This window comes from Streptomyces sp. NPDC088254 (assembly GCF_044740925.1).
Taxonomy (GTDB): Bacteria; Actinomycetota; Actinomycetes; order Streptomycetales; family Streptomycetaceae; genus Streptomyces.
Map to the genome: position 1 here is coordinate 36,513 of NZ_JBIURQ010000001.1, position 16,969 is coordinate 53,481.

The following is a 16,969-nucleotide window of genomic DNA, read 5'->3' on the forward strand; positions in this document are numbered from 1 at the left end:
GGACAGGCGTACGACTACCAGCCGTGGGCAGCTCGAGGGCAGGGTGCCCGCCGGCATCTTCGGGGCCTCACCCGTCCTGAGCCGTGCCGGGATGCGACGTGGCTCCCCCCGTTGGACAGTGGAGTCATGAACCATCACCACCAGTCCCAGCGGACGGTCGAGATCAACACCCGGCTCGTCACTACCGGTGTCGTGGTCACCGCAGCCGGTGCCGCGGTGGCGTGCGCCGGCATGGCCATCGCGGCCTCCGCCGTGATCGCAGCAGGTCGGCGCCTGATCCGCGACATGGACGTGCCCCCGGCCCAGCAGGCGGCCATGAAGTGGCGGCAGGCCAAGGAGGCGTCCCGAGCCGGCGTGCAGGCCTGGCAGTCCACGTCTGACGCCCGGGGCTGAAGCCCGACATGCCTCGGCGACCAGCCGGCTCCGCAGGCCGTTGGCCCCGTCGGCGCCGCGCAGCTCGAGAGCGTAGATCGTGGATCGGACGTTCTTGATGGCTCGTCGAGGCCGTCCAGGACCCGTTGCCGGGGCGGACCCTGTACGAGGTGCTCGGTCATGAGATCTGCGCAGTGGATGAGCCAGGGCCGGACAGCGCCGTCGGTGGTGTGCAGGACGGATCGACGCAGGGCCTGGACACACATGGCGAGTTCGGCGGGATCGTCGCCGTCCTGGAGGAAGGCGGTGACGATATCGGGTGGTCGGGGGTTGTGCACGGACCAGGTGGCGTCCCGGGGGCGTGCGGGTCGAGTTCGGTGACATCGAGCGGGGTCTGGTTTTCGGCGGGGCGGGGGTCGAGTCCGTGGAAGACGGTGTTGCTGTGCTGCTGGACGAGGCCGCTGAAGCGTGCTGGGCATGGCACTGCTCGCCTCGCGACTCGGGAACGTCGTCCGGTCCAGCGTCGGCGAAGCGGAACGCAGTGAGGTCGGCGGGCTGCAGTTCACCGCGCAGAACCTGGGCTCGGCCCTGGGCACCGCGCTCATCGGATCGATACTCATCGGCACCCTGGCCCACGCCTTCACCGCCCACGTGGAGGACGACCCGCGCCTGTCGGAGGAGGCCCGCCGGCAGACCGGCGTAGCCCTGGACGCGGCATCAGCTTCGTGCCGACCGAGCAGGTCCGCTCGGCCGCCGAGCGGGCCGGGCTGCCCCCGGCCGAGGTGGACGCCGTCGCCGACTCCTGCGCCGCCGCGCAGCTCGACGGCCTCAAGGCGGCGATCCTCGCGGCCGGCGGCATCACCTTGGCGAGCTTCCTCGTGACCTCGCACCCGCCGACCCGGGGGCCGGCCGCCCGTGACCGTTCCGCCGCGGCCGGTGACCGGGCCACCGATCAGGTGTTCCTGCTCCACCGACCCCAAGGAGGCCGGGATGTCCGAGGCCGGACCCGCCGCGGCGCGCACGCGCCGCGTCGAACGCCGGGCCCACGCCGACTACACGGGCGGCGTGTACGGATCCATGCTGGCCGCTTCGGTGATCGTCGGGGCCGGCAGCCTGGGATCGTTCCCCCGCCTGGAACTCGTGCTCCTGCTCCTGCTCACCGGTCTGTCCTTCTGGGTCGCGCACGTCCACGCCCAGCTGTTCGGGGCGCGCCTGGCCCAGCGGAACCCCGGACGGCACGTCGTGCTGCGGGTGTGCCGCGAGGAGTGGCCCATCGTCAAGGCCGCGGTGCCGCCGGCCGTCGCCGTGGCGGTCAGTCCGCTGCTGGGCCTCGGCCTGCCGGGCACGCTCTGGCTGGCGCTCTCCGTGGCCGTGGCCGGGCAGGTGGGCTGGTCGTCGGCGGCGGCGCGCCGAGCCGGAGCGCCGTGGCGCATGGTGGCTCTCTCCGCGTCGGTCAACCTGCTGCTGGGACTGCTGATCATCGCGTTCAAGCTGATCGTGACGCACTGAGGTGCCGAGCGCGGCGGCCAATCACCTGTACGGGGTGAGGTCCAGCCGGCCCACTTTGGCGGACCATCGCAGGGTAAGGGCGCAGTTCGCCTGTCCCAGGCCATCCGGGGGAGCAGCAGATGCGCTATGAGATCCGCGTCGAAGGGCATATGTCCGAGACGCTGACCAGGGCCTTCCCCGAGCTGGACCATGTGGTGATGTCCGGTCAGACGGTCCTGTTCGGTCACGTGATCGACGAAGCGCACCTTTACGGGCTGCTCGCCCGCTGCCAGTCGCTCGGTCTGAGGGTGCTGGAGATGAGGCAGCTGCCGGAGTCGGGGGCGTGAGGGTGCTGGAGATGAGACAGCTGCCGGAGTCGGGGGCGTGAGGGTCCCCTGCGGGGCGGGTGGGGGTGAGGGCTGGGGTAAAAAGGGGGCTTGCGGAGCTTCCGGAGCGGTCCGAGCGGCCGGGCGGGGCACGGGGACTCAAGCGGCGGCTCTGTGCGGACTGGCGGCGGGCTCGGCCTGCGCCTCGCGGCGGGGCCGGTGCGGCCAGGGGGGCCCGGTGGCCCTCGCGGGCGGGTGGGTTGCCCAGCGAGTCGGGGCGCGCGGCTGGTCGGCGTGCGCGTGCGCTCGGCGGCGTCGCGGCAGGGGCCTGCGCGCAGGGTCTTCCCTTACGCGAGCACGTGCGCGAGCAGGTCCCCGCCGGCGTCTCAGGTCTCTCAGAGGCTCTCGGCGCGTACCCTGCCGGCGCTGACAGCGGCCCCCAGTGCCTCGAAGTCCCGGTCGTTCTGGTCCGCGTAGGCCTGGCCGAACCCGGCGAGGGCCCGGTCGAAACGGTCGCTGCCGCCCAGGTAGGCGGCGATCGCGATCGGGTCGCCGGACCGGGCGTGGGCCCGTGCCAGACAGGACCCGCACAACCGCGCGAACAGCCGGAGCAGGCCCGGGTCCATCGTCTCCGGCCGGGCGATGCCCTTCCAGTCCCGCAGCTGCCGTACGTAGAAGTCCCGGTCGTGTCCGTCCAGGCCCGCGGCGCTGGTCCAGCCCAGGAATATGTCACTGGACGTCTGGATCAGCCGCTGCCCCGACACCACCCGGCGGCCCTGGTTGTCGTACCGCTCACCGCTCGTGTGGGCGGCGAGGACCGACTCCTGCGCTTCCTTCGCCTGCAGCAGCAGTGGGTCCTCCTCGTCGCGGCCGAGCATCAGCACGATCCAGCAGCGGGTGCCGACGCTGCCGACGCCGACCACCTTGCGGGCCACGTCGACCAGGCGGTAGCGGCGCAGCAGGTGGCGGCGCTCCGACGACAGCGTCCGCGCGTACCCGTCCAGCACGGCCAGCAGGTTCTTCTCCTCCTCGGCGGGGTCGCTCGTCAGATCCCGCAGCGGGGTGATCAGCGGCGGGTCCGGGGTGATGCGTCGGCCTTCGGCGGTCACCCGGGTGAGCTTCTCGTACGCCTGGAGATAGGTGCGCGTCCGGGCGCGCGCCGTCGCCTCGTCGGAGCGCTTCTTGGCCTTCCGGTCCATCGACGAGGCCAGCAGGTCGCGTATCCGGTCGGCGTCGTCCTGCGCGTACCAGATGTCCAGGGTGCGCATGCCGGCGAACTCCCGCATCCGCTGCCGGTACGCCTTCACGCACGTGTGTACCGCGGCGTTCTGCTCCGCCTCGGAGAAGCCGTTGGCCCTGGCGGCGATCACGAAGCTCGCCGCCAGCCGCTTGACGTCCCACTCGAAGGGGCCGCTGTGGGTCTCGTCGAAGTCGTTGATGTCGAAGACGAGATGCCGCTCGGGTGAGGCCAACAGCCGGAAGTTGAGCAGGTGGGCGTCTCCGCAGAGCTGCACGGTCAGTCCGGTGTTCGGCACCGGTCCCAGGTCCGTCGCCATGATCGCCGCGGCGCCGCGGTAGAAGCGGAACGGGGACTCGAGCATGCGGCCGTAGCGCACCGGGACCAACTCCGGTACCCGAGAGGCAGACTGACGCTCCAGCACCTCCACGGGGTCGGGTCGGTCCGGTTGCGCCTCGAACCAGCCGTGGCACGAGCGCGGCGCCCGCGCGCGGGCGTTCCTGCCGTACGCGGCTCGCTCGTCCGGTGACAGAGAGGTGGTGAACACACTCGGTAGGGCCATGACCGCAACCTCCTGGACGCGTCCCCGGGCCTCCACCTCACCGCCGCCGGGCCGCGCGCGGATCACCCGCGGCGGGTGACCCGGCGGCGAACGGCGGGCGGGACGCTGGCGAGGCACAGGTCACCGCCGCACAGCGCCCCGCCGGGGTGCATGAACGCTCACCGCCCACGCGAGGAGGAGCCATGACCGAGCCGCGTGAACCGGCCCCGCAGTACCCGACCGGCGGGGTGCCCGTCGGAGGGTCGCAAGGGGCGACGCCGCCGGGGGCAGCGGGGACCGGTGCGATGGGGGCGGGCGGTGAGGCGTGGGATGCCGGGGGAGGGGCGGCGGGGGATCCCGCTCAGTTTCTGGCCGTCCTCGGGCGCTCGTGGCTGTGGGTCCTCGGTTCCGCGATCGCCACGCTCGTGCCGGGCGTCATCGTCCTCGTCTGGCCGGAAGAGACCCTCCACGTCCTGGCCGTCCTCATCGGGCTCTACCTTCTGGCCGCGGGGGTGTTCCGGTTCGTCGGGGCCTTCGCGCGGGACGATCACGGCGAACGGCTGCCGGGGCTCCTCCTCGCCGTGCTGTACGTGCTCGGCGGGGTGCTGTGTCTGCGCAATCCGTTGCAGACCATCGCCGCGCTGTCGCTGATCGTCGGCGCGGTCTGGCTGGTGTCGGGCATCGTCACCCTCTTCACGGCCGTCGGCGCCAAGAACCTGCCCCACCGCGGCATCGTCATCGGCGCCGCCGCGCTCGCCGTCGTCGCGGGCGTCGTCGTACTGGCGCTGCCCACCGAGTCGGCCCGGGCACTGACCCGGCTGCTCGGCCTGTGGCTCGTCCTGCTGGGGCTGGTCGAGGTCGTGATCGCCTTCGCGTGGCGCGCTGCCGTACGCCGGTCGGGTGCCACGGGGTGACACGGTTCGCCGGGGCCGGCGTGAGCGCGCGTCGCGTGCTCGACCTGCCTGCGCTCTGCCCGTCCGGAGCCCGATCTGTTCGCTGTGCGGCACGCTGTTGCACGGCCGAGCCGCGGACTGCCTGTTCCTGCCGGGAGCGCCTCCGTCCGGGCACCAGCGCCGCGGGCTTCCTGGGGCTGGCTTTGACCGTGACGGTCCCGTCCCCCGGCCACTGGATACGGCCCACCGTCCGATCTGCCCTCGCAGGGCTGCACCGCCTCACCTCCGGCCCAAAGGCGTCGGCTGCCAGGCACCGGTCGGCATGCCGCCGCTCGTGTAGGTGCTGCCCTGGGGAACCGCCGTCCGGCATGCTGTCCGCGCCGACCGGCGGTCGCGAACCGCCCGCCTGCCGGGCCGCCGGCCGACTCGGCATGTACCTCCCGCCGACTCAGGTACCCGACCGGGCTCGACGGTCGGAGCGCCGTGCCCTGCCGTGTCGCACCGGGGCGAGCGGCACCGAACCGCACCGCGCCCGGGCGAGCGGCACCGCATCGCGCCCCCACCCGGTGCACCGCAGGCGGGTGCATCATCACCCGTCCCGGGTGAGGCGGCCGTCGCTTGCCGTGCGCACGCTGAGAACCAGACGCACCCCGCACGGGGCCCCGCCCGCGTACGGGCCGAGGCCCGGAACGGAGAACGGACATGAGTGCGCAGACGTACCTCGCCTACGACTATCCACTGCTGAGCGCCTTCTGGACCATGCTGGTGTTCTTCCTGTGGATCATGTGGTTCGTGCTGCTCTTCCGGGTCGTCATGGACATCTTCCGCGACGACAATCTGAGCGGCGGCGCCAAGGCCGGCTGGCTGATCTTCACGATCCTCCTGCCGTTCCTCGGCGTGTTCGTCTACGTGATCGTCCGCGGCAAGAACATGGGCCGCCGTGAGGCGGAGCAGGCCCGCGCCCAGCAGCAGGCGTTCGACAGCTACATCCGCGAGACCGCCAAGGGCACCGACGCAGGTACGAGCAGCGTCGACGAACTCGCCCGGCTCTCCGAGATCCGCGCGCGCGGCGACATCACGGACGAGGAGTTCCGCAAGGCCAAGCAACTGGTCCTGAGCGGCTCACACAACTGACCGAAGACCCACCGGCACCGAACCGACCTGCACCGATCCAGACCGATCACCGATCGAGACCGACCACCGGTCGAGACCGACCTGCACCGATCCGCACGACCGTCACCGAATCGAGGCACCGGCATGACCACACACACCCGTCACACGACGTCGGCCAAGCACCAGTGGGCCCAGGGCATGACGATGTTCGCCGCCGTCCTGCTCATGCTCGCGGGAGTCCTGAACATCTTCCGCGGCATCATGGGGATCGCCGAGGACGACGTCTTCGTCACGACAGGGAACTACGTCTTCCAGTTCGACCTCACCGGCTGGGGCTGGACCCACCTGATCCTGGGCGCGATCGCGGTCGTCGTCAGCATGGGCCTCTTCCAGGGAACCATGTGGGCCCGAGTCGCCGGCATCACCATCGCCGGGCTCATCGTCATCGCCAACTTCCTGTCCCTGCCGTACTACCCGGTCTGGTCCGTCGTGATGATCGCGTTCTCCGGGTTCATCATCTGGGCGCTGTGCGTGGGCGGCCGCGACGAGTCGGATGCGTTCGATCGCGCGCCGGGCAACGGGTGACGGACCATGTGCCGGTGGCTCGCCTACTCGGGCACCCCCGTCCTGCTCGACACCATCCTCTACAAACCCCACCACTCGCTGATCGACCAGAGCCTGCACGCCCGCATGGGCGTCGAGACGACCAACGGCGACGGCTTCGGCATCGGCTGGTACGAGCGACACGTCGACACCCCCGCGATCGTCCGGGAGGTCGGTCCGGCCTGGAACAACCGGAACCTGCGGGAGATCTCGGGGCACGTCAGCTCGCCGCTCTTCTTCGCCCACATCCGCGCCTCCACGGGCACCGCGGTGCAGGAGACCAACTGTCACCCGTTCCGCCACGGCCGCTGGATGTGGATGCACAACGGAGCGATCGCCGAGTTCCACCGGATGCGGCGCGAACTGGCCCTGGCCGTCGACCCTGGCCTGTTCCTCGACATCGAGGGCTCGACCGACTCCGAGATGATGTTCTTCCTGGCGCTCACCTTCGGCCTGGAGGAGGATCCACCGGCCGGGGTCGCCCGGATGGCGGACTTCGTCGAGCGGATCGGCCATGACCACGGGGTGGAGTTCCCGCTGCAGATGACGGTCGCCGTGACCGACGGGGAGCGGCTGTGGGCCTTCCGCTACTCCAGCCAGAAGGCGTCACGCTCCCTCTTCTACAGCACCCGGGTGGACACGCTGCGCGCCCTCCACCCGGACGTGGAGTTCCTCCGCGAAGTATCCGACGAGACCCGTCTGATCGTGTCGGAGCCCCTGGGCGGTCTGCCCGGGGCCTGGCAGGAGGTGCCCGAGAGCACCTACGGCGTGGTGCAGGCGGGGGGTGACGAGATCCAGCCGTTCGTCCCGCAGGCGGCGTAGGCCACGACCCGTGCGGCCTGCACGCCTGCACCCGCCCGGGCGCTTGCGGCGACCGGCACCGGGCAGCCGACGGACGTCACCGGGACGGCCGGCTCAGTGGACCGAGAAGCCGCCGTCCACGAAGACCGACTGCCCGGTGACGTACGCGGAGCCCGGGCCGGCCAGGAACACGGCCGCTCCGGCGAAGTCCTCCGCCAGCCCGTTGCGCCCCACCAGCGTGCGCGCGGCGAGCGCCGCGACCCGCTCCGGGTCGGACGACAACCGCGCGTTCAACGGGGTCATGACGAAGCCCGGCACCAGGGTGTTGCAGGTGACTCCGTACGGCGACCAGGCCTCGGCCTGCGACCGGGCCAGCGACTCCAGCGCCCCCTTGGACACCCCGTAGGCGCCGCTCTGGACGAAGGCCCGGTGCGCCTGCTGGGACGAGACGTGGATGATCCGACCGTAACCGCGCTCGGCCATGCCGGGCCCGAAGCGCCGGCCCAGCAGAAAGGGCGCCTCCAGGTTCACGGCCATGGTGGCGTCCCACACCTCGTCGTCGAGTTCGCCCATCGGCGGCCGCAAGTTGATGCCGGCGGAGTTGACGAGGATGTCGGGCTCGCCGAACGGCTTCACCGCACGATCCGCCGCCGCGCGCACCCCGTCGCGGTCGGCGAGATCACCGCTCACCCAGGCTGCCCGGCAGCCCTCGGCTGTCAACTCGTCCACGGTGGCGACGAGTTCTGACTCCCGGCGGGCCACGACCACCACGCTCGCGCCCGCCCGCGCGAGGGCGCCGGCGATGGCCCGGCCGATGCCGGAACTGCCTCCGGTCACTACGGCGACCCGCCCGTCCAGCGAGAACAGTTCGGTGAGATAGCTGTGGGAGATCATTCCCGAACCCTAAAGGTCCCGGCCGCGCGGACGGCGGCTAGGCTCCCCACATGGACAGCCGCTTGGACATCCGTGTGGACATCGTCAGGCAGGCGAGTCCCGAACTCGTCGCCGCCTTCGGCCGGTTGCTGCCGCAGCTGTCCTCGACGGCGAAGCCGCTCGACGGTGAGGCGGTCGAGCGGACGGTGATGTGCGATGCCAACACGGTGCTCGTGGCCCGGGTGTCCGGGACCATCGTCGGCACCTTGACGTTGGTACTGCTGCCACTGCCGTCCGGTGTGCGGGCACGCGTCGAGGACGTGATCGTCGACGCCGAGGCGCGAGGCCGGGGAGTCGCGGCCCTCCTGACCCAGGAGGCCCTGCGCATCGCCCGTGAAGCGGGCGCCAGAACGGTCGACCTCACCTCCCGCCCCGACCGCCCGGCGGCGAACCGCCTCTACGAACGCCTCGGCTTCCGCCCCAGGAACTCCACGGTCTACCGCGTCCCGCTCGACGGATGAACCCACCCTCCGGGTGAGACGCCGGGGCGAGGATGCGAGCATCCTCGGATGCGAGAGATCGACGAACTGGTCCACGTGGACGACCCGGCGTGGCCGGAACTCGAGGAAGCGCTCGGTGCGAGCATCGTGCCGGTTCGCACACTGCCCGCCGATGGCGAAGACGGCCGGCGGGGCATCCTGCAGATGCAGGTCACCGCACGCTCGGTGCTGGGAGCTCTGGCGCTGCACACCGGCGGAGTGCTCTTGGACGACGGGTGGGTGCGCGTGTTCGGCGGCGGCTCGGCCCGAGAGGGAGGACTCCCGAGTCTGGCGCAGGTCAACCGTTTCCCCGCCGACTTCGATCCGGCGTGGCATCCCGGGACCGGTCTCGTCGTCGGTCATGACGCCGTGGGCGGGGTCTTCGCGCTGAACGGCAGCGATCCCGCGGCTGCGGGCCGGCCGGGAGCACCCGGACAGATGACGTACTTCGCTCCCGACACCCTGGCGTGGGAAGCGATGGAGACGGGCTACTCGGGCTGGTTCCTCTGGCTGCTCTCAGGCCGGTTGGAGACGTTCTACGACGGCCTGCGCTGGCCAGGCTGGCGCGAGGAAGCCGCGGCTCTTTCCTTCGCGGAGGGCATCTCGGTCTACCCGTTCCTGTGGACCAAGGAGGCGCACGCCGACCTCACGGCGACAATCCGACGGCCCGTACCGATGCGCGAGATCCTGGGAGTCGCCGCGGACTTCGCCCGTAGCATGGGGCCGGCTGACCCGGGGTTCCTGGGCGACGTGTGACACCACGAGGCGCCACACCCTCTCATCGGTGTCCAACTCGAAGCAGAACCAGACGGTTTCCTCGTCCCAGAGGCAGCGCAGCCGGTGTGTCACCGGTTCACCGCGTCGACTCCACTATGCGGTCCAGTGTCCGACGGCCCATGCTGCTCATCGTCGGGTTGCTCTCGGTGTAGTACCAGACGGCACCCATCGCCTGTTCGAACGCCCAGGCCTTGCCGCGCTCCCACTCCAGGTCGTCACAGGCCAGTGTCCGTCGGAATACCTCCCGCGGGCCCGGCTGCAACAGGTGCCAGGCGCTGATCAGATCCAGCGCGGGGTCGGCGGGGCCGAAGCCGCCGGTGTCGAGTACGCCGGCGAGCCGGCCTTCCGCGACCAGCACATTGCCGGGGATCAGGTCACCATGGCTCATCACGTCGGCACCTGTTCGCGGCAACTCCCGGAAACGGCTCCACAACTGGCGGAGCCGGGGCACGTCCAGCAGCCCTTCGCTCTCCTCGAAGCACTGCGCCATCCAGTCGTCGTGGTGGGCGAGTACGCCGCCCCGGTTGTCGCCGTCGAAAAGCCGCCCACGAGTCTCGGTGTGCCGCAGGGCCGCGATGAAGGCCGCGAGGTCCTCGGCGAAAGCATTCGACCCACTCGGGTCGGCATCGAAAGCGACCGTTCCCGGCAGCCAGGTCTGGACCGACCACGGCATGGGGTATCCCGCTCCGGGCTTTCCCAGGGCGACGGGTTCCGGGACGGGGAACCGGGACACCTGAGCCAGCTCCGCACTCGCCTCGGCTTCCCGCTCCAGAACCGCCAGCGCCTCGGCGGCATCGACCGGACGCAGTGGGAAACGCGCGGAAAGGTTTTGGCCGATACGGAAGATGGCGTTGACCGTCCCGCTCGACGGCACGAGTCGGACGTCCTCGCCGCTCCACTGAGGGAACTGTTCTCGGATCAAGGCCGCAACGATGTCGAGGGTGACGTCCACCTGGTCATCGTGCATGGTCATGCGCGCAGGCCCTTCCGCCGGTTCGGTCCGAAACGCAGGAAGCAGACCTGAACAACTGAGATGACAGTCAGTATTCACACGCCAGGGTCCGGATCAACTGGGATTTCCGCCCACTCACGGCGCTCTGACGGCGTGGTTGATCGCGGAGGCGACGTCCTCAGGGATGTGGTTGGGCATGCCGCAGTAGAACGCGGCGTGGTTACGGGCCTTCGCGGCCGGCTGCTCCGGATTGCGCGGCGGCCGCCGCCTCCAGTAGGAGCCAGCCGTCGACCTCCACCGCCCGCCGCTCCTCCGGTCGCCACCCACGGGCCAGCGCCACGTCGAGCAGCGCCCGGACGGCGCCCGGCTCGTGCAGGTTCAGGCCTGCGCCCTGGACGAAGCCCACGTCCCCGGAGCCCAAGGGGGCCCCGCCCGGGACGTACCGGCCGGTCCCCTCGGCGAAGACGATGCGCAGCGGCCCGCCGGTGCCGGCAGGCTGAGGGGAGAGGGTGAGGGTCTGGCGGCAGTCCACGGACCGCCCGTCGTGGCCCCTTCGGTGGCTGTGGCGCATCGTCCACATGTACACGCGCCCCTCGGCGACCAGCCGGCGGGGCTTCTTCGCATGGCGAGGCACACAGGCGATGCTACGCGGCCAGATCCACAGGACACCCCGTGACCTGTGACAGTGATCGTTGATCGATTGCCAGTGAAGGATGATCAACGCTAGTTTGCGCCACCGCAGATTGATCATTCGGCGTACAGGTGGGCGGGGGACGTGGTGGGGGCACCTCTTGGCGTGTTCGAAGAGGCTGCCCTCGCGTCCTTTGACCTGGCCTTTCCGTCAATGGGACGCTCGTACGTCGATCGCTTGGGTCTAGCTGGGATACGCCGTTCGAGGCTGTGGACCCGGTGCGGGAGTTCAGCTGGCACAAAGGCGGTCACGGGTTCGCCGGCTGGTACTACTCGGCGACGCTACGGGATCACGTGGGCTACGAGTCGTGGCTGGAGCGGGACCGGCTGATCTTGCTGGACCGTGATCCGCAGGTAGTTGCGATCGCCTCGCAGCCGTTCTGGCTGCACTGGCACGACGGCACACGCAAGCGCCGGCATGCCCCTGACTACTTCGTCCGGCTGTCCGACGGACGCGCTCGTGTCGTTGACGTCCGTGCTGCGGACGATATGGACGGGGCGACGCGAGAGGCGTTCGAGGCGACCGAGCATGCCTGCAGGGCCGTGGGATGGGAGTTCGAATGGGTCGGGCGGCCCGAGCCGGTGTTCATGGCGAACATCCGCTGGCTGTCCCGATACCGGCGGGCCCGCTGCGGCCGACCGGTGGCGGTGAGGAACGGCACCCGCGAGAGTGGTGTGACCACGAGTGGCCGGAATGGGAGGAGCTCGACTATGTGGCCCAGGAGGTATTCGACGAGCTGACGGGCCAGGAGGGCGACTGCGAGGAGGCGTTCTACGAGGCCCTGGCAGCCGTTCAGGAGACATTGGCGAAGCCAGAAGAAGAGATCGACACCGTAGAGGCCACGGTGAGAACTGGGACACCCCGGCTCGACGCCCTCTTCCCCGCAAGCGCCAGCTCTAACCAGTGACGCGACGCTGGCGTCCATGACCGTGGGTGGAGAGTGAGTCTGGGATTTGACGTACCAGAGCGGCGCAGGGCTCTGCCCTACTCGTAGAGGGTGGCGGCGCGGAGGGCTCGGGCCATGAAGGTCCAATCGCCATCGGGCGGGATCTGCTCACCTGCGTTCTTGTACGCGCCCGGGGAGTCGTGCACCCATGCGGCAAGCGCTTCCAGGAAGTCGTCCAGCGTGCTGTTCTCCCACTCGTGGCCCCGGGCACGGAACTCCTTGTGCAGGTCACGCAGCAAGGCGAACAGCTCTTCACGGCTACGCGGTTCGGGAGACATGAACGACAACGTACCCCGTACGACCGCGCGGGGATCTACCCCGGTCGCAGGAGCAGCGACAGAGCCGGTTCACCCCTACAGGCCTGGTCACCGCAGTGAGATACGTCCATGCCGCCCATCCCGAGCGCACCGGGAAGTCGTTGCGTTGAGCAGCGGCTCTGTGTCGCCGCGGTCAGGTGATCAGTCCCAGTCTGACGCCGGCTGGTCGACGTTGCCGCCCGTGTGCGGGAACTGCACGTAGCCCTCGGCTCCTTGGGGAAGGGCGTCTACACAGGTCGCCGAGCAGGCGTTGACCAGGAGGGGTAGCACATCGGTGGCTACCCTCAGGGAGATCCACACTTGGTGGAGGCCGTGCTGCTTGATCGGCCGGTCGCAGACGCTGCAGCTGCGGATGGCCGTTGTCCCCCAGCGGCTGGCATCGAGCGCCGTCAGGTCGAGGTCCGCGACAGAGTCCTGAGGCGGCCGGAGACGGGGAAAGGGGGGACGGAGCTTGTAGTTCCCGAACAGCGCGCGTGTGCTCACCGTGCTTCGGGCCAGCTTGGAGCACCTGGTGATCTCGTAGGGGAACCAGTGCAGTCGGTAGGAGGTGTACGGGGTGAACTCCTCCAGGCTGGTCATCGCCCCGATTTCGGGCGGGATCCGGACCAGGTTGCTGCCGTAGAGCACGAAACGCTTGACCGCAGTCAGCTTGGCGATGCTCGGAGGCAAGGTCACGATCTGCCGCCGTTCAACCGGGCTGAGCTCAACCAAGGGACGGAACTCCTCCCGTCCGTCGGCCGCGGCCTCGTCAACGAGCTGCAGCAGTCGTTTCCACCCAGGGGCCGAAGTGTCCTGAGATTTGGCGTGGAAGCCAACGCGCGCTCGCGAATGCGGCCTGGCCTGGTCGAAGCATCTGCACTCATGCCGATAGGACTCGCCGCCGACCGACGCCGGGTCCGATGTGTCGCCCCACCGGTTCACAAAGAGTCTCGGCTCTCCCTCATTCGCCATGGGGTCAAGATACGGATCTTCATCGGAACGACCCAGCGGTTAATCCCGGTCGAACCCGTCTGCAAGGCAGCTTTCGACGGAGGCCGATACACGGGTTCACCGGCTCACGGCTCCCGGAATCCACGAGCCTGCGCGCTTCACCATCAGTAGGGCAACACCACACAACGGTCGGCCTCTGCTGACACAGACGGCCAAGTGGTCACTCTTAGCTGACACAAAGCAGCTTTGATCAACCATGCCTGTCAATCGATCAACGATCACTGTCACAGGTCACCCCGCGCGTGCGTCAAGACCTTGTCATGCGAACGTTATCGATATATCGTCGAAGCATCACGACAGATCAACGATGGAATGAATGGAGTGGTGGCGATGCGTTCGCACGGGTTCGAGCGAGGTCATGGGCGGGACGAAGGCTTTCGGCGGGGGCGCGGTGGGTTCGAGGGGCGGCGTGCGGCGTTCGGGCCGTTCGGGCCTGGGGGGCCCGGGGGTTTCGGGCCCGGGTTCGGGCCGGGCCCCTGGGGCGGGCGCGGGCGTGGTGGGCCCAGGGGCAGGGCGCGGCGGGGGGATGTGCGGGCCTCGATCCTGGCGTTGCTCAAGGAGCGGGCCATGCACGGCTACGAGATGATCCAGGAGATCGCCGAGCGCAGCGGCGGCGCCTGGAAGCCGAGCCCCGGCTCGGTGTACCCCACCCTGCAACTGCTGGAGGACGAGGGGTTGATCAGCAGTGAGTCGGAGGGTGGCAAGAAGCTGTTCTCGCTCACCGACGCCGGCCGCGCGGCGGCGGAGGAAGGGCCCGACGCACCCTGGGAGGAAGCCTCCCGCGGGGTCGACTGGGAGGCGCTCGGTGAGATCCGGCAGGCCGGCTTCGGGCTGATGGAGGCCTTCGGGCAGGTCTGGAAGACCGGCAGCAAGGAACAGCGCGACAAGGCGCTCGCCGTCGTCAACGAGGCCCGCAAGAAGCTGTATCTCATCCTCGCCGACGAGGATTGACGGGGGGTCGGGACGCGGGTTGAGGGCGCCCCGCGCGGCACCCTGTGCGACACGCCGCGGGGCGCCCTCGTGCGCCCGGCCTCAGCGGGCCGGCTCAGGTCACCAGACCGCCGAGCTTGCGCAGGGACTCGTTCAGCGCCGCCGTCCCCGAGTCCTTGAGTCTGCCCGCCATGATCGACACGGCGGCGCCCGTGAACTCGCCGTCGATGCGGACGGTCGTCGCGTCGCCGTCGGGAGTGAGGGTGTAACGCGTGGCGACGTTCACCGCCATCGGGCCCTTGCCGCGAATGGCCAGCACCCGGGCCGGCGTCAGCTCCGCCACCGTCCACTCCACCTCGGCCGGGAAGCCCATCAGCTTCATGTTCTCCTGGAAGATCGCGCCCACCTCCAGGGTGCGCGGGCCGCCCCCGGGGAAGCTGGTGTGGGTCGCGTTCCACTCCCCGTATCCCGACCAGTCCGTGAGCCGGGCCCACACCCTCTCGGCCGGCGCCTCGATACGGGCCTCCGCGCTGACTTCGGCCATGCGACCACCTCTTCGTGTCCGGCGACTCGGGCTTGGCTGCTGCGGTGTCGCGGAACGTAGCCGCCGCACCGCCAACATTCAATACTGACGAACCGTCAGGAAGTGCGGCGTACAGGCGACGCGCCTCCACGGTGACAAAGCGGCTGAATCTCATCCCTGAGGAGGAGATGCCGCGCGCTCTGATCCGCTCAGCGCGGCACCCGAAAATGCTTCCCTCAGAGGATGCCCGGCTCCGCCGGGACTGGTGAGGTGGACAGGTGCCATCCCGTACTCCCCGGCAGCCGTCCCCCGACCGGACGGCGCGCGCCATGGACGACGACGCCGGGTTCAGCGCGGAGCTGACGTCGGCTCTGGACGGCGCGCGCCGCCGCGCGGTCCGTGACGGCGACCGGCAGATCGACACCGCGCACCTCCTGCACTCCCTGCTGGAACACGACCCCCAGGTCCGCGCCGCGTTCGTCGAGGGCTCCCAGCTCGCCCGGATCCTCGGCTACCTCGTCCAGCGCAGCATCGGCTACGGCCTGCGCTGGCAGAGCGGCATTGAGGACTCCGGGGCCCTGCCCGTCGTCACCGCCGCAGTCACCGACCCCCGACCCGCGCCCGATGCCCCGGCCACCGCCGCTCAGGTCCCGGCCACTGCTGCCGATGCCCCGGCCACCGCCGCTCAGGTCCCGGCCGCCGCGCGCCCCCTCGCCGAGGGGTTCTCCCCTCTCGCCTCCGCCGCGCTCGACCACGCGCGCGAACGGGCCGCCGCCCGGCGTGCCGAGGGTCGCGCGCGCCCGGGGGAGCCGGCGCGCGGCGTGGACCTCCTCGCGGCGATCGTCGCCGATCCCGGGGCTCGCGCCGTGGAGGTCCTCACCCGCGCCGGCGTCGACACGCTCGCCCTGTGCGCCCGCGTCGAGGCCGGTCTCGACGTTCGGCTCCCCGGCGGCGGAAGCACCTGCTGAGGAGGCGCGCACACGACGAGGCGTCCGGCCGGTGAGACAGGTGTCAACGGGGGTGACGCTCATGTCGTCGCCTGTCATCATGTGCCGGTGCATACCTCTGTGAGCAGTCAGGGCAATCGCGGAAAGGGCCTCGGGCTCGGTCTGGCGATCGGGTCGGCCATCGCGTTCGGCGGTTCCGGGGTCGCGGCCAAGCCGCTGATCGAGGCGGGACTCGACCCGCTGCACGTGGTGTGGCTGCGCGTGGCCGGCGCGGCCCTGGTGATGCTGCCGCTCGCCGTCCGCCACCGCGCGCTCGTGCGCCGTCGCCCCGCGCTGCTCGCCGGGTTCGGACTGCTCGGCGTGGCCGGCGTCCAGGCCTTCTACTTCGCGGCGCTCTCCCGCATCCCCGTCGGTGTGGCGCTGCTCGTCGAGTACCTCGCGCCCGCGCTCGTGCTCGGCTGGGTGCGGTTCGTGCAGCGGCGGCCCGTCACGCGTGCCGCCGCGTTCGGCGTGGTGCTCGCGGTGGGCGGGCTCGCCTGCGTCGTGGAAGTGTGGGCGGGGCTGAGCTTCGACGCCCTCGGCCTCCTCCTCGCGCTCGGCGCCGCCGGTTGCCAGGTCGGCTACTTCGTCCTCTCCGACCAGGGCAGCGACTCCGCCGACGGCGCCCCGGACCCGCTCGGCGTCATCGCCTACGGCCTCCTGGTCGGCGCCGCCGTGCTGACGGTCGTCGCCCGCCCCTGGGGCATGGACTGGTCGGTGCTCGCGCACTCCGCCGCCATGGACGGCACCCACGTCCCGGCCTGGCTCCTGCTCGCGTGGATCGTGCTGATCGCCACGGTCGTCGCCTACGTCACCGGTGTGGTCTCCGTGCGTCGGCTGTCCCCGCAGATCGCGGGCGTCGTGGCCTGCCTGGAGGCGGTCATCGCGACCGTCCTGGCCTGGGTCCTGCTCGGCGAGCACCTCTCGGCGCCGCAGATCGCGGGCGGCGCGGTGGTCCTGCTGGGCGCGTTCATCGCCCAGTCGTCCGCCCCGGCCAAGAACTCCGGCGAACCCGTGACCGGCGGCAGCCCCGAACGGCAGCTGGCCGCCCGGGGGACGGCAGCCTAGGGC

The 16,969-nt window shown here is 70.5% G+C and carries 20 protein-coding genes and 2 pseudogenes; 15 read left to right on the forward strand and 7 right to left on the reverse strand.

Annotated features, from left to right (window positions below):
- Window positions 1-126 precede the first annotated feature (126 nt).
- From ACIOC0_RS00170 to ACIOC0_RS00185, 4 genes and pseudogenes are all read left to right on the forward strand, one after another.
- Window positions 127-393: a hypothetical protein gene (locus tag ACIOC0_RS00170; RefSeq protein WP_402150329.1), complete on the forward strand. Its 267-nt coding sequence runs from the start codon at window positions 127-129 to the stop codon at window positions 391-393.
- A 450-nt stretch (window positions 394-843) separates the two neighbouring features.
- Window positions 844-1,310: pseudogene (locus ACIOC0_RS00175) on the forward strand (MFS transporter); the annotation flags it as partial.
- 52 nt (window positions 1,311-1,362) lie between these two features.
- Window positions 1,363-1,881, forward strand: a complete 519-nt coding sequence (locus ACIOC0_RS00180; RefSeq protein ID WP_402150331.1) for a hypothetical protein — start codon at window positions 1,363-1,365, stop codon at window positions 1,879-1,881.
- Window positions 1,882-2,000: 119 nt separating this feature from the next.
- Window positions 2,001-2,207 (forward strand): hypothetical protein, encoded by a 207-nt coding sequence (locus ACIOC0_RS00185; protein ID WP_351098081.1) that lies wholly within the window; start codon window positions 2,001-2,003, stop codon window positions 2,205-2,207.
- 374 nt (window positions 2,208-2,581) lie between these two features.
- On the opposite strand, the gene ACIOC0_RS00190 is transcribed toward ACIOC0_RS00185, so the two are convergent.
- Window positions 2,582-3,985: a DUF2252 domain-containing protein gene (locus ACIOC0_RS00190; RefSeq protein ID WP_402150334.1), complete on the reverse strand. Its 1,404-nt coding sequence runs from the start codon at window positions 3,983-3,985 to the stop codon at window positions 2,582-2,584.
- Window positions 3,986-4,167: 182 nt separating this feature from the next.
- Here ACIOC0_RS00190 and ACIOC0_RS00195 point away from each other — a divergent pair, with 182 nt between their 5' ends.
- From ACIOC0_RS00195 to ACIOC0_RS00210, 4 genes are all read left to right on the forward strand, one after another.
- On the forward strand, window positions 4,168-4,878 hold the full coding sequence (locus tag ACIOC0_RS00195; protein ID WP_402150336.1) for an HdeD family acid-resistance protein: 711 nt from the start codon (window positions 4,168-4,170) through the stop codon (window positions 4,876-4,878).
- Between the two features lie 681 nt (window positions 4,879-5,559).
- Window positions 5,560-5,991, forward strand: a complete 432-nt coding sequence (locus tag ACIOC0_RS00200) for an SHOCT domain-containing protein (protein ID WP_402150339.1) — start codon at window positions 5,560-5,562, stop codon at window positions 5,989-5,991.
- A gap of 123 nt (window positions 5,992-6,114) precedes the next feature.
- Window positions 6,115-6,555, forward strand: coding sequence for a hypothetical protein (locus ACIOC0_RS00205; protein WP_402150342.1), 441 nt, complete (start codon window positions 6,115-6,117; stop codon window positions 6,553-6,555).
- A gap of 6 nt (window positions 6,556-6,561) precedes the next feature.
- Window positions 6,562-7,395 (forward strand): class II glutamine amidotransferase, encoded by an 834-nt coding sequence (locus ACIOC0_RS00210; protein ID WP_402150344.1) that lies wholly within the window; start codon window positions 6,562-6,564, stop codon window positions 7,393-7,395.
- Window positions 7,396-7,488: 93 nt separating this feature from the next.
- Here the strand turns inward: ACIOC0_RS00210 and ACIOC0_RS00215 are convergent, their stop codons facing one another.
- A complete protein-coding gene (locus ACIOC0_RS00215; protein ID WP_402150347.1) occupies window positions 7,489-8,268 on the reverse strand; it encodes an SDR family NAD(P)-dependent oxidoreductase in 780 nt (259 codons plus the stop codon).
- A gap of 50 nt (window positions 8,269-8,318) precedes the next feature.
- On the opposite strand from ACIOC0_RS00215, the gene ACIOC0_RS00220 reads away from it, so the two are divergent.
- Together ACIOC0_RS00220 and ACIOC0_RS00225 are read left to right on the forward strand one after the other, a co-directional pair.
- On the forward strand, window positions 8,319-8,768 hold the full coding sequence (locus ACIOC0_RS00220) for a GNAT family N-acetyltransferase (RefSeq protein WP_402150349.1): 450 nt from the start codon (window positions 8,319-8,321) through the stop codon (window positions 8,766-8,768).
- A 48-nt stretch (window positions 8,769-8,816) separates the two neighbouring features.
- The gene (locus tag ACIOC0_RS00225; RefSeq protein ID WP_402150352.1) at window positions 8,817-9,542 is read left to right on the forward strand and encodes a DUF2625 domain-containing protein; all 726 of its coding nucleotides are present in this window, start codon (window positions 8,817-8,819) and stop codon (window positions 9,540-9,542) included.
- A gap of 97 nt (window positions 9,543-9,639) precedes the next feature.
- Here ACIOC0_RS00225 and ACIOC0_RS00230 read toward each other — a convergent pair whose 3' ends face one another.
- Window positions 9,640-10,536 (reverse strand): aminoglycoside phosphotransferase family protein, encoded by an 897-nt coding sequence (locus ACIOC0_RS00230; RefSeq protein WP_402150355.1) that lies wholly within the window; start codon window positions 10,534-10,536, stop codon window positions 9,640-9,642.
- Window positions 10,537-10,735: 199 nt separating this feature from the next.
- Complete coding sequence (locus ACIOC0_RS00235) at window positions 10,736-11,149, reverse strand: hypothetical protein (RefSeq protein WP_402150358.1); 414 nt, start codon at window positions 11,147-11,149, stop codon at window positions 10,736-10,738.
- 141 nt (window positions 11,150-11,290) lie between these two features.
- Between ACIOC0_RS00235 and ACIOC0_RS00240 the strand changes: the two are divergent.
- A pseudogene (locus ACIOC0_RS00240) lies at window positions 11,291-11,856 on the forward strand (TnsA-like heteromeric transposase endonuclease subunit); the annotation flags it as partial.
- Window positions 11,857-11,918: 62 nt separating this feature from the next.
- Window positions 11,919-12,113, forward strand: coding sequence for a hypothetical protein (locus ACIOC0_RS00245; protein ID WP_402150361.1), 195 nt, complete (start codon window positions 11,919-11,921; stop codon window positions 12,111-12,113).
- A 77-nt stretch (window positions 12,114-12,190) separates the two neighbouring features.
- Here ACIOC0_RS00245 and ACIOC0_RS00250 read toward each other — a convergent pair whose 3' ends face one another.
- Window positions 12,191-12,430 (reverse strand): hypothetical protein, encoded by a 240-nt coding sequence (locus tag ACIOC0_RS00250; protein ID WP_402150364.1) that lies wholly within the window; start codon window positions 12,428-12,430, stop codon window positions 12,191-12,193.
- Between the two features lie 180 nt (window positions 12,431-12,610).
- Window positions 12,611-13,180 carry a leucine-rich repeat domain-containing protein gene (locus ACIOC0_RS00255; RefSeq protein WP_402150367.1) on the reverse strand — a complete coding sequence of 190 codons (570 nt, stop codon included), beginning with the start codon at window positions 13,178-13,180 and terminating at the stop codon, window positions 12,611-12,613.
- A gap of 609 nt (window positions 13,181-13,789) precedes the next feature.
- Here ACIOC0_RS00255 and ACIOC0_RS00260 point away from each other — a divergent pair.
- Entirely contained in the window at window positions 13,790-14,410 is a 621-nt protein-coding gene (locus tag ACIOC0_RS00260) for a PadR family transcriptional regulator (RefSeq protein ID WP_351338775.1), read from the forward strand.
- 94 nt (window positions 14,411-14,504) lie between these two features.
- Here ACIOC0_RS00260 and ACIOC0_RS00265 read toward each other — a convergent pair whose 3' ends face one another.
- Window positions 14,505-14,933 (reverse strand): SRPBCC family protein, encoded by a 429-nt coding sequence (locus tag ACIOC0_RS00265; RefSeq protein ID WP_402150371.1) that lies wholly within the window; start codon window positions 14,931-14,933, stop codon window positions 14,505-14,507.
- Window positions 14,934-15,190: 257 nt separating this feature from the next.
- Between ACIOC0_RS00265 and ACIOC0_RS00270 the strand changes: the two genes are divergently transcribed.
- Together ACIOC0_RS00270 and ACIOC0_RS00275 are read left to right on the forward strand one after the other, a co-directional pair.
- Window positions 15,191-15,880 (forward strand): Clp protease N-terminal domain-containing protein, encoded by a 690-nt coding sequence (locus tag ACIOC0_RS00270; protein ID WP_402150374.1) that lies wholly within the window; start codon window positions 15,191-15,193, stop codon window positions 15,878-15,880.
- Window positions 15,881-15,961: 81 nt separating this feature from the next.
- Window positions 15,962-16,966, forward strand: a complete 1,005-nt coding sequence (locus tag ACIOC0_RS00275; RefSeq protein WP_402150377.1) for an EamA family transporter — start codon at window positions 15,962-15,964, stop codon at window positions 16,964-16,966.
- Window positions 16,967-16,969: the final 3 nt, after the last annotated feature.

Coding starts and splice junctions, on each gene's coding strand:
- ACIOC0_RS00185 (WP_351098081.1), top strand. CDS start 2,001: ATGCGCTATGAGATCCGCGTCGAAGGGCATATGTCCGAGACGCTGACC.
- ACIOC0_RS00265 (WP_402150371.1), bottom strand. CDS start 14,933: ATGGCCGAAGTCAGCGCGGAGGCCCGTATCGAGGCGCCGGCCGAGAGG.
- ACIOC0_RS00225 (WP_402150352.1), top strand. CDS start 8,817: ATGCGAGAGATCGACGAACTGGTCCACGTGGACGACCCGGCGTGGCCG.
- ACIOC0_RS00205 (WP_402150342.1), top strand. CDS start 6,115: ATGACCACACACACCCGTCACACGACGTCGGCCAAGCACCAGTGGGCC.
- ACIOC0_RS00210 (WP_402150344.1), top strand. CDS start 6,562: ATGTGCCGGTGGCTCGCCTACTCGGGCACCCCCGTCCTGCTCGACACC.
- ACIOC0_RS00190 (WP_402150334.1), bottom strand. CDS start 3,985: ATGGCCCTACCGAGTGTGTTCACCACCTCTCTGTCACCGGACGAGCGA.
- ACIOC0_RS00220 (WP_402150349.1), top strand. CDS start 8,319: ATGGACAGCCGCTTGGACATCCGTGTGGACATCGTCAGGCAGGCGAGT.
- ACIOC0_RS00180 (WP_402150331.1), top strand. CDS start 1,363: ATGTCCGAGGCCGGACCCGCCGCGGCGCGCACGCGCCGCGTCGAACGC.
- ACIOC0_RS00200 (WP_402150339.1), top strand. CDS start 5,560: ATGAGTGCGCAGACGTACCTCGCCTACGACTATCCACTGCTGAGCGCC.
- ACIOC0_RS00215 (WP_402150347.1), bottom strand. CDS start 8,268: ATGATCTCCCACAGCTATCTCACCGAACTGTTCTCGCTGGACGGGCGG.
- ACIOC0_RS00230 (WP_402150355.1), bottom strand. CDS start 10,536: ATGACCATGCACGATGACCAGGTGGACGTCACCCTCGACATCGTTGCG.
- ACIOC0_RS00250 (WP_402150364.1), bottom strand. CDS start 12,430: ATGTCTCCCGAACCGCGTAGCCGTGAAGAGCTGTTCGCCTTGCTGCGT.
- ACIOC0_RS00260 (WP_351338775.1), top strand. CDS start 13,790: ATGCGTTCGCACGGGTTCGAGCGAGGTCATGGGCGGGACGAAGGCTTT.
- ACIOC0_RS00195 (WP_402150336.1), top strand. CDS start 4,168: ATGACCGAGCCGCGTGAACCGGCCCCGCAGTACCCGACCGGCGGGGTG.
- ACIOC0_RS00170 (WP_402150329.1), top strand. CDS start 127: ATGAACCATCACCACCAGTCCCAGCGGACGGTCGAGATCAACACCCGG.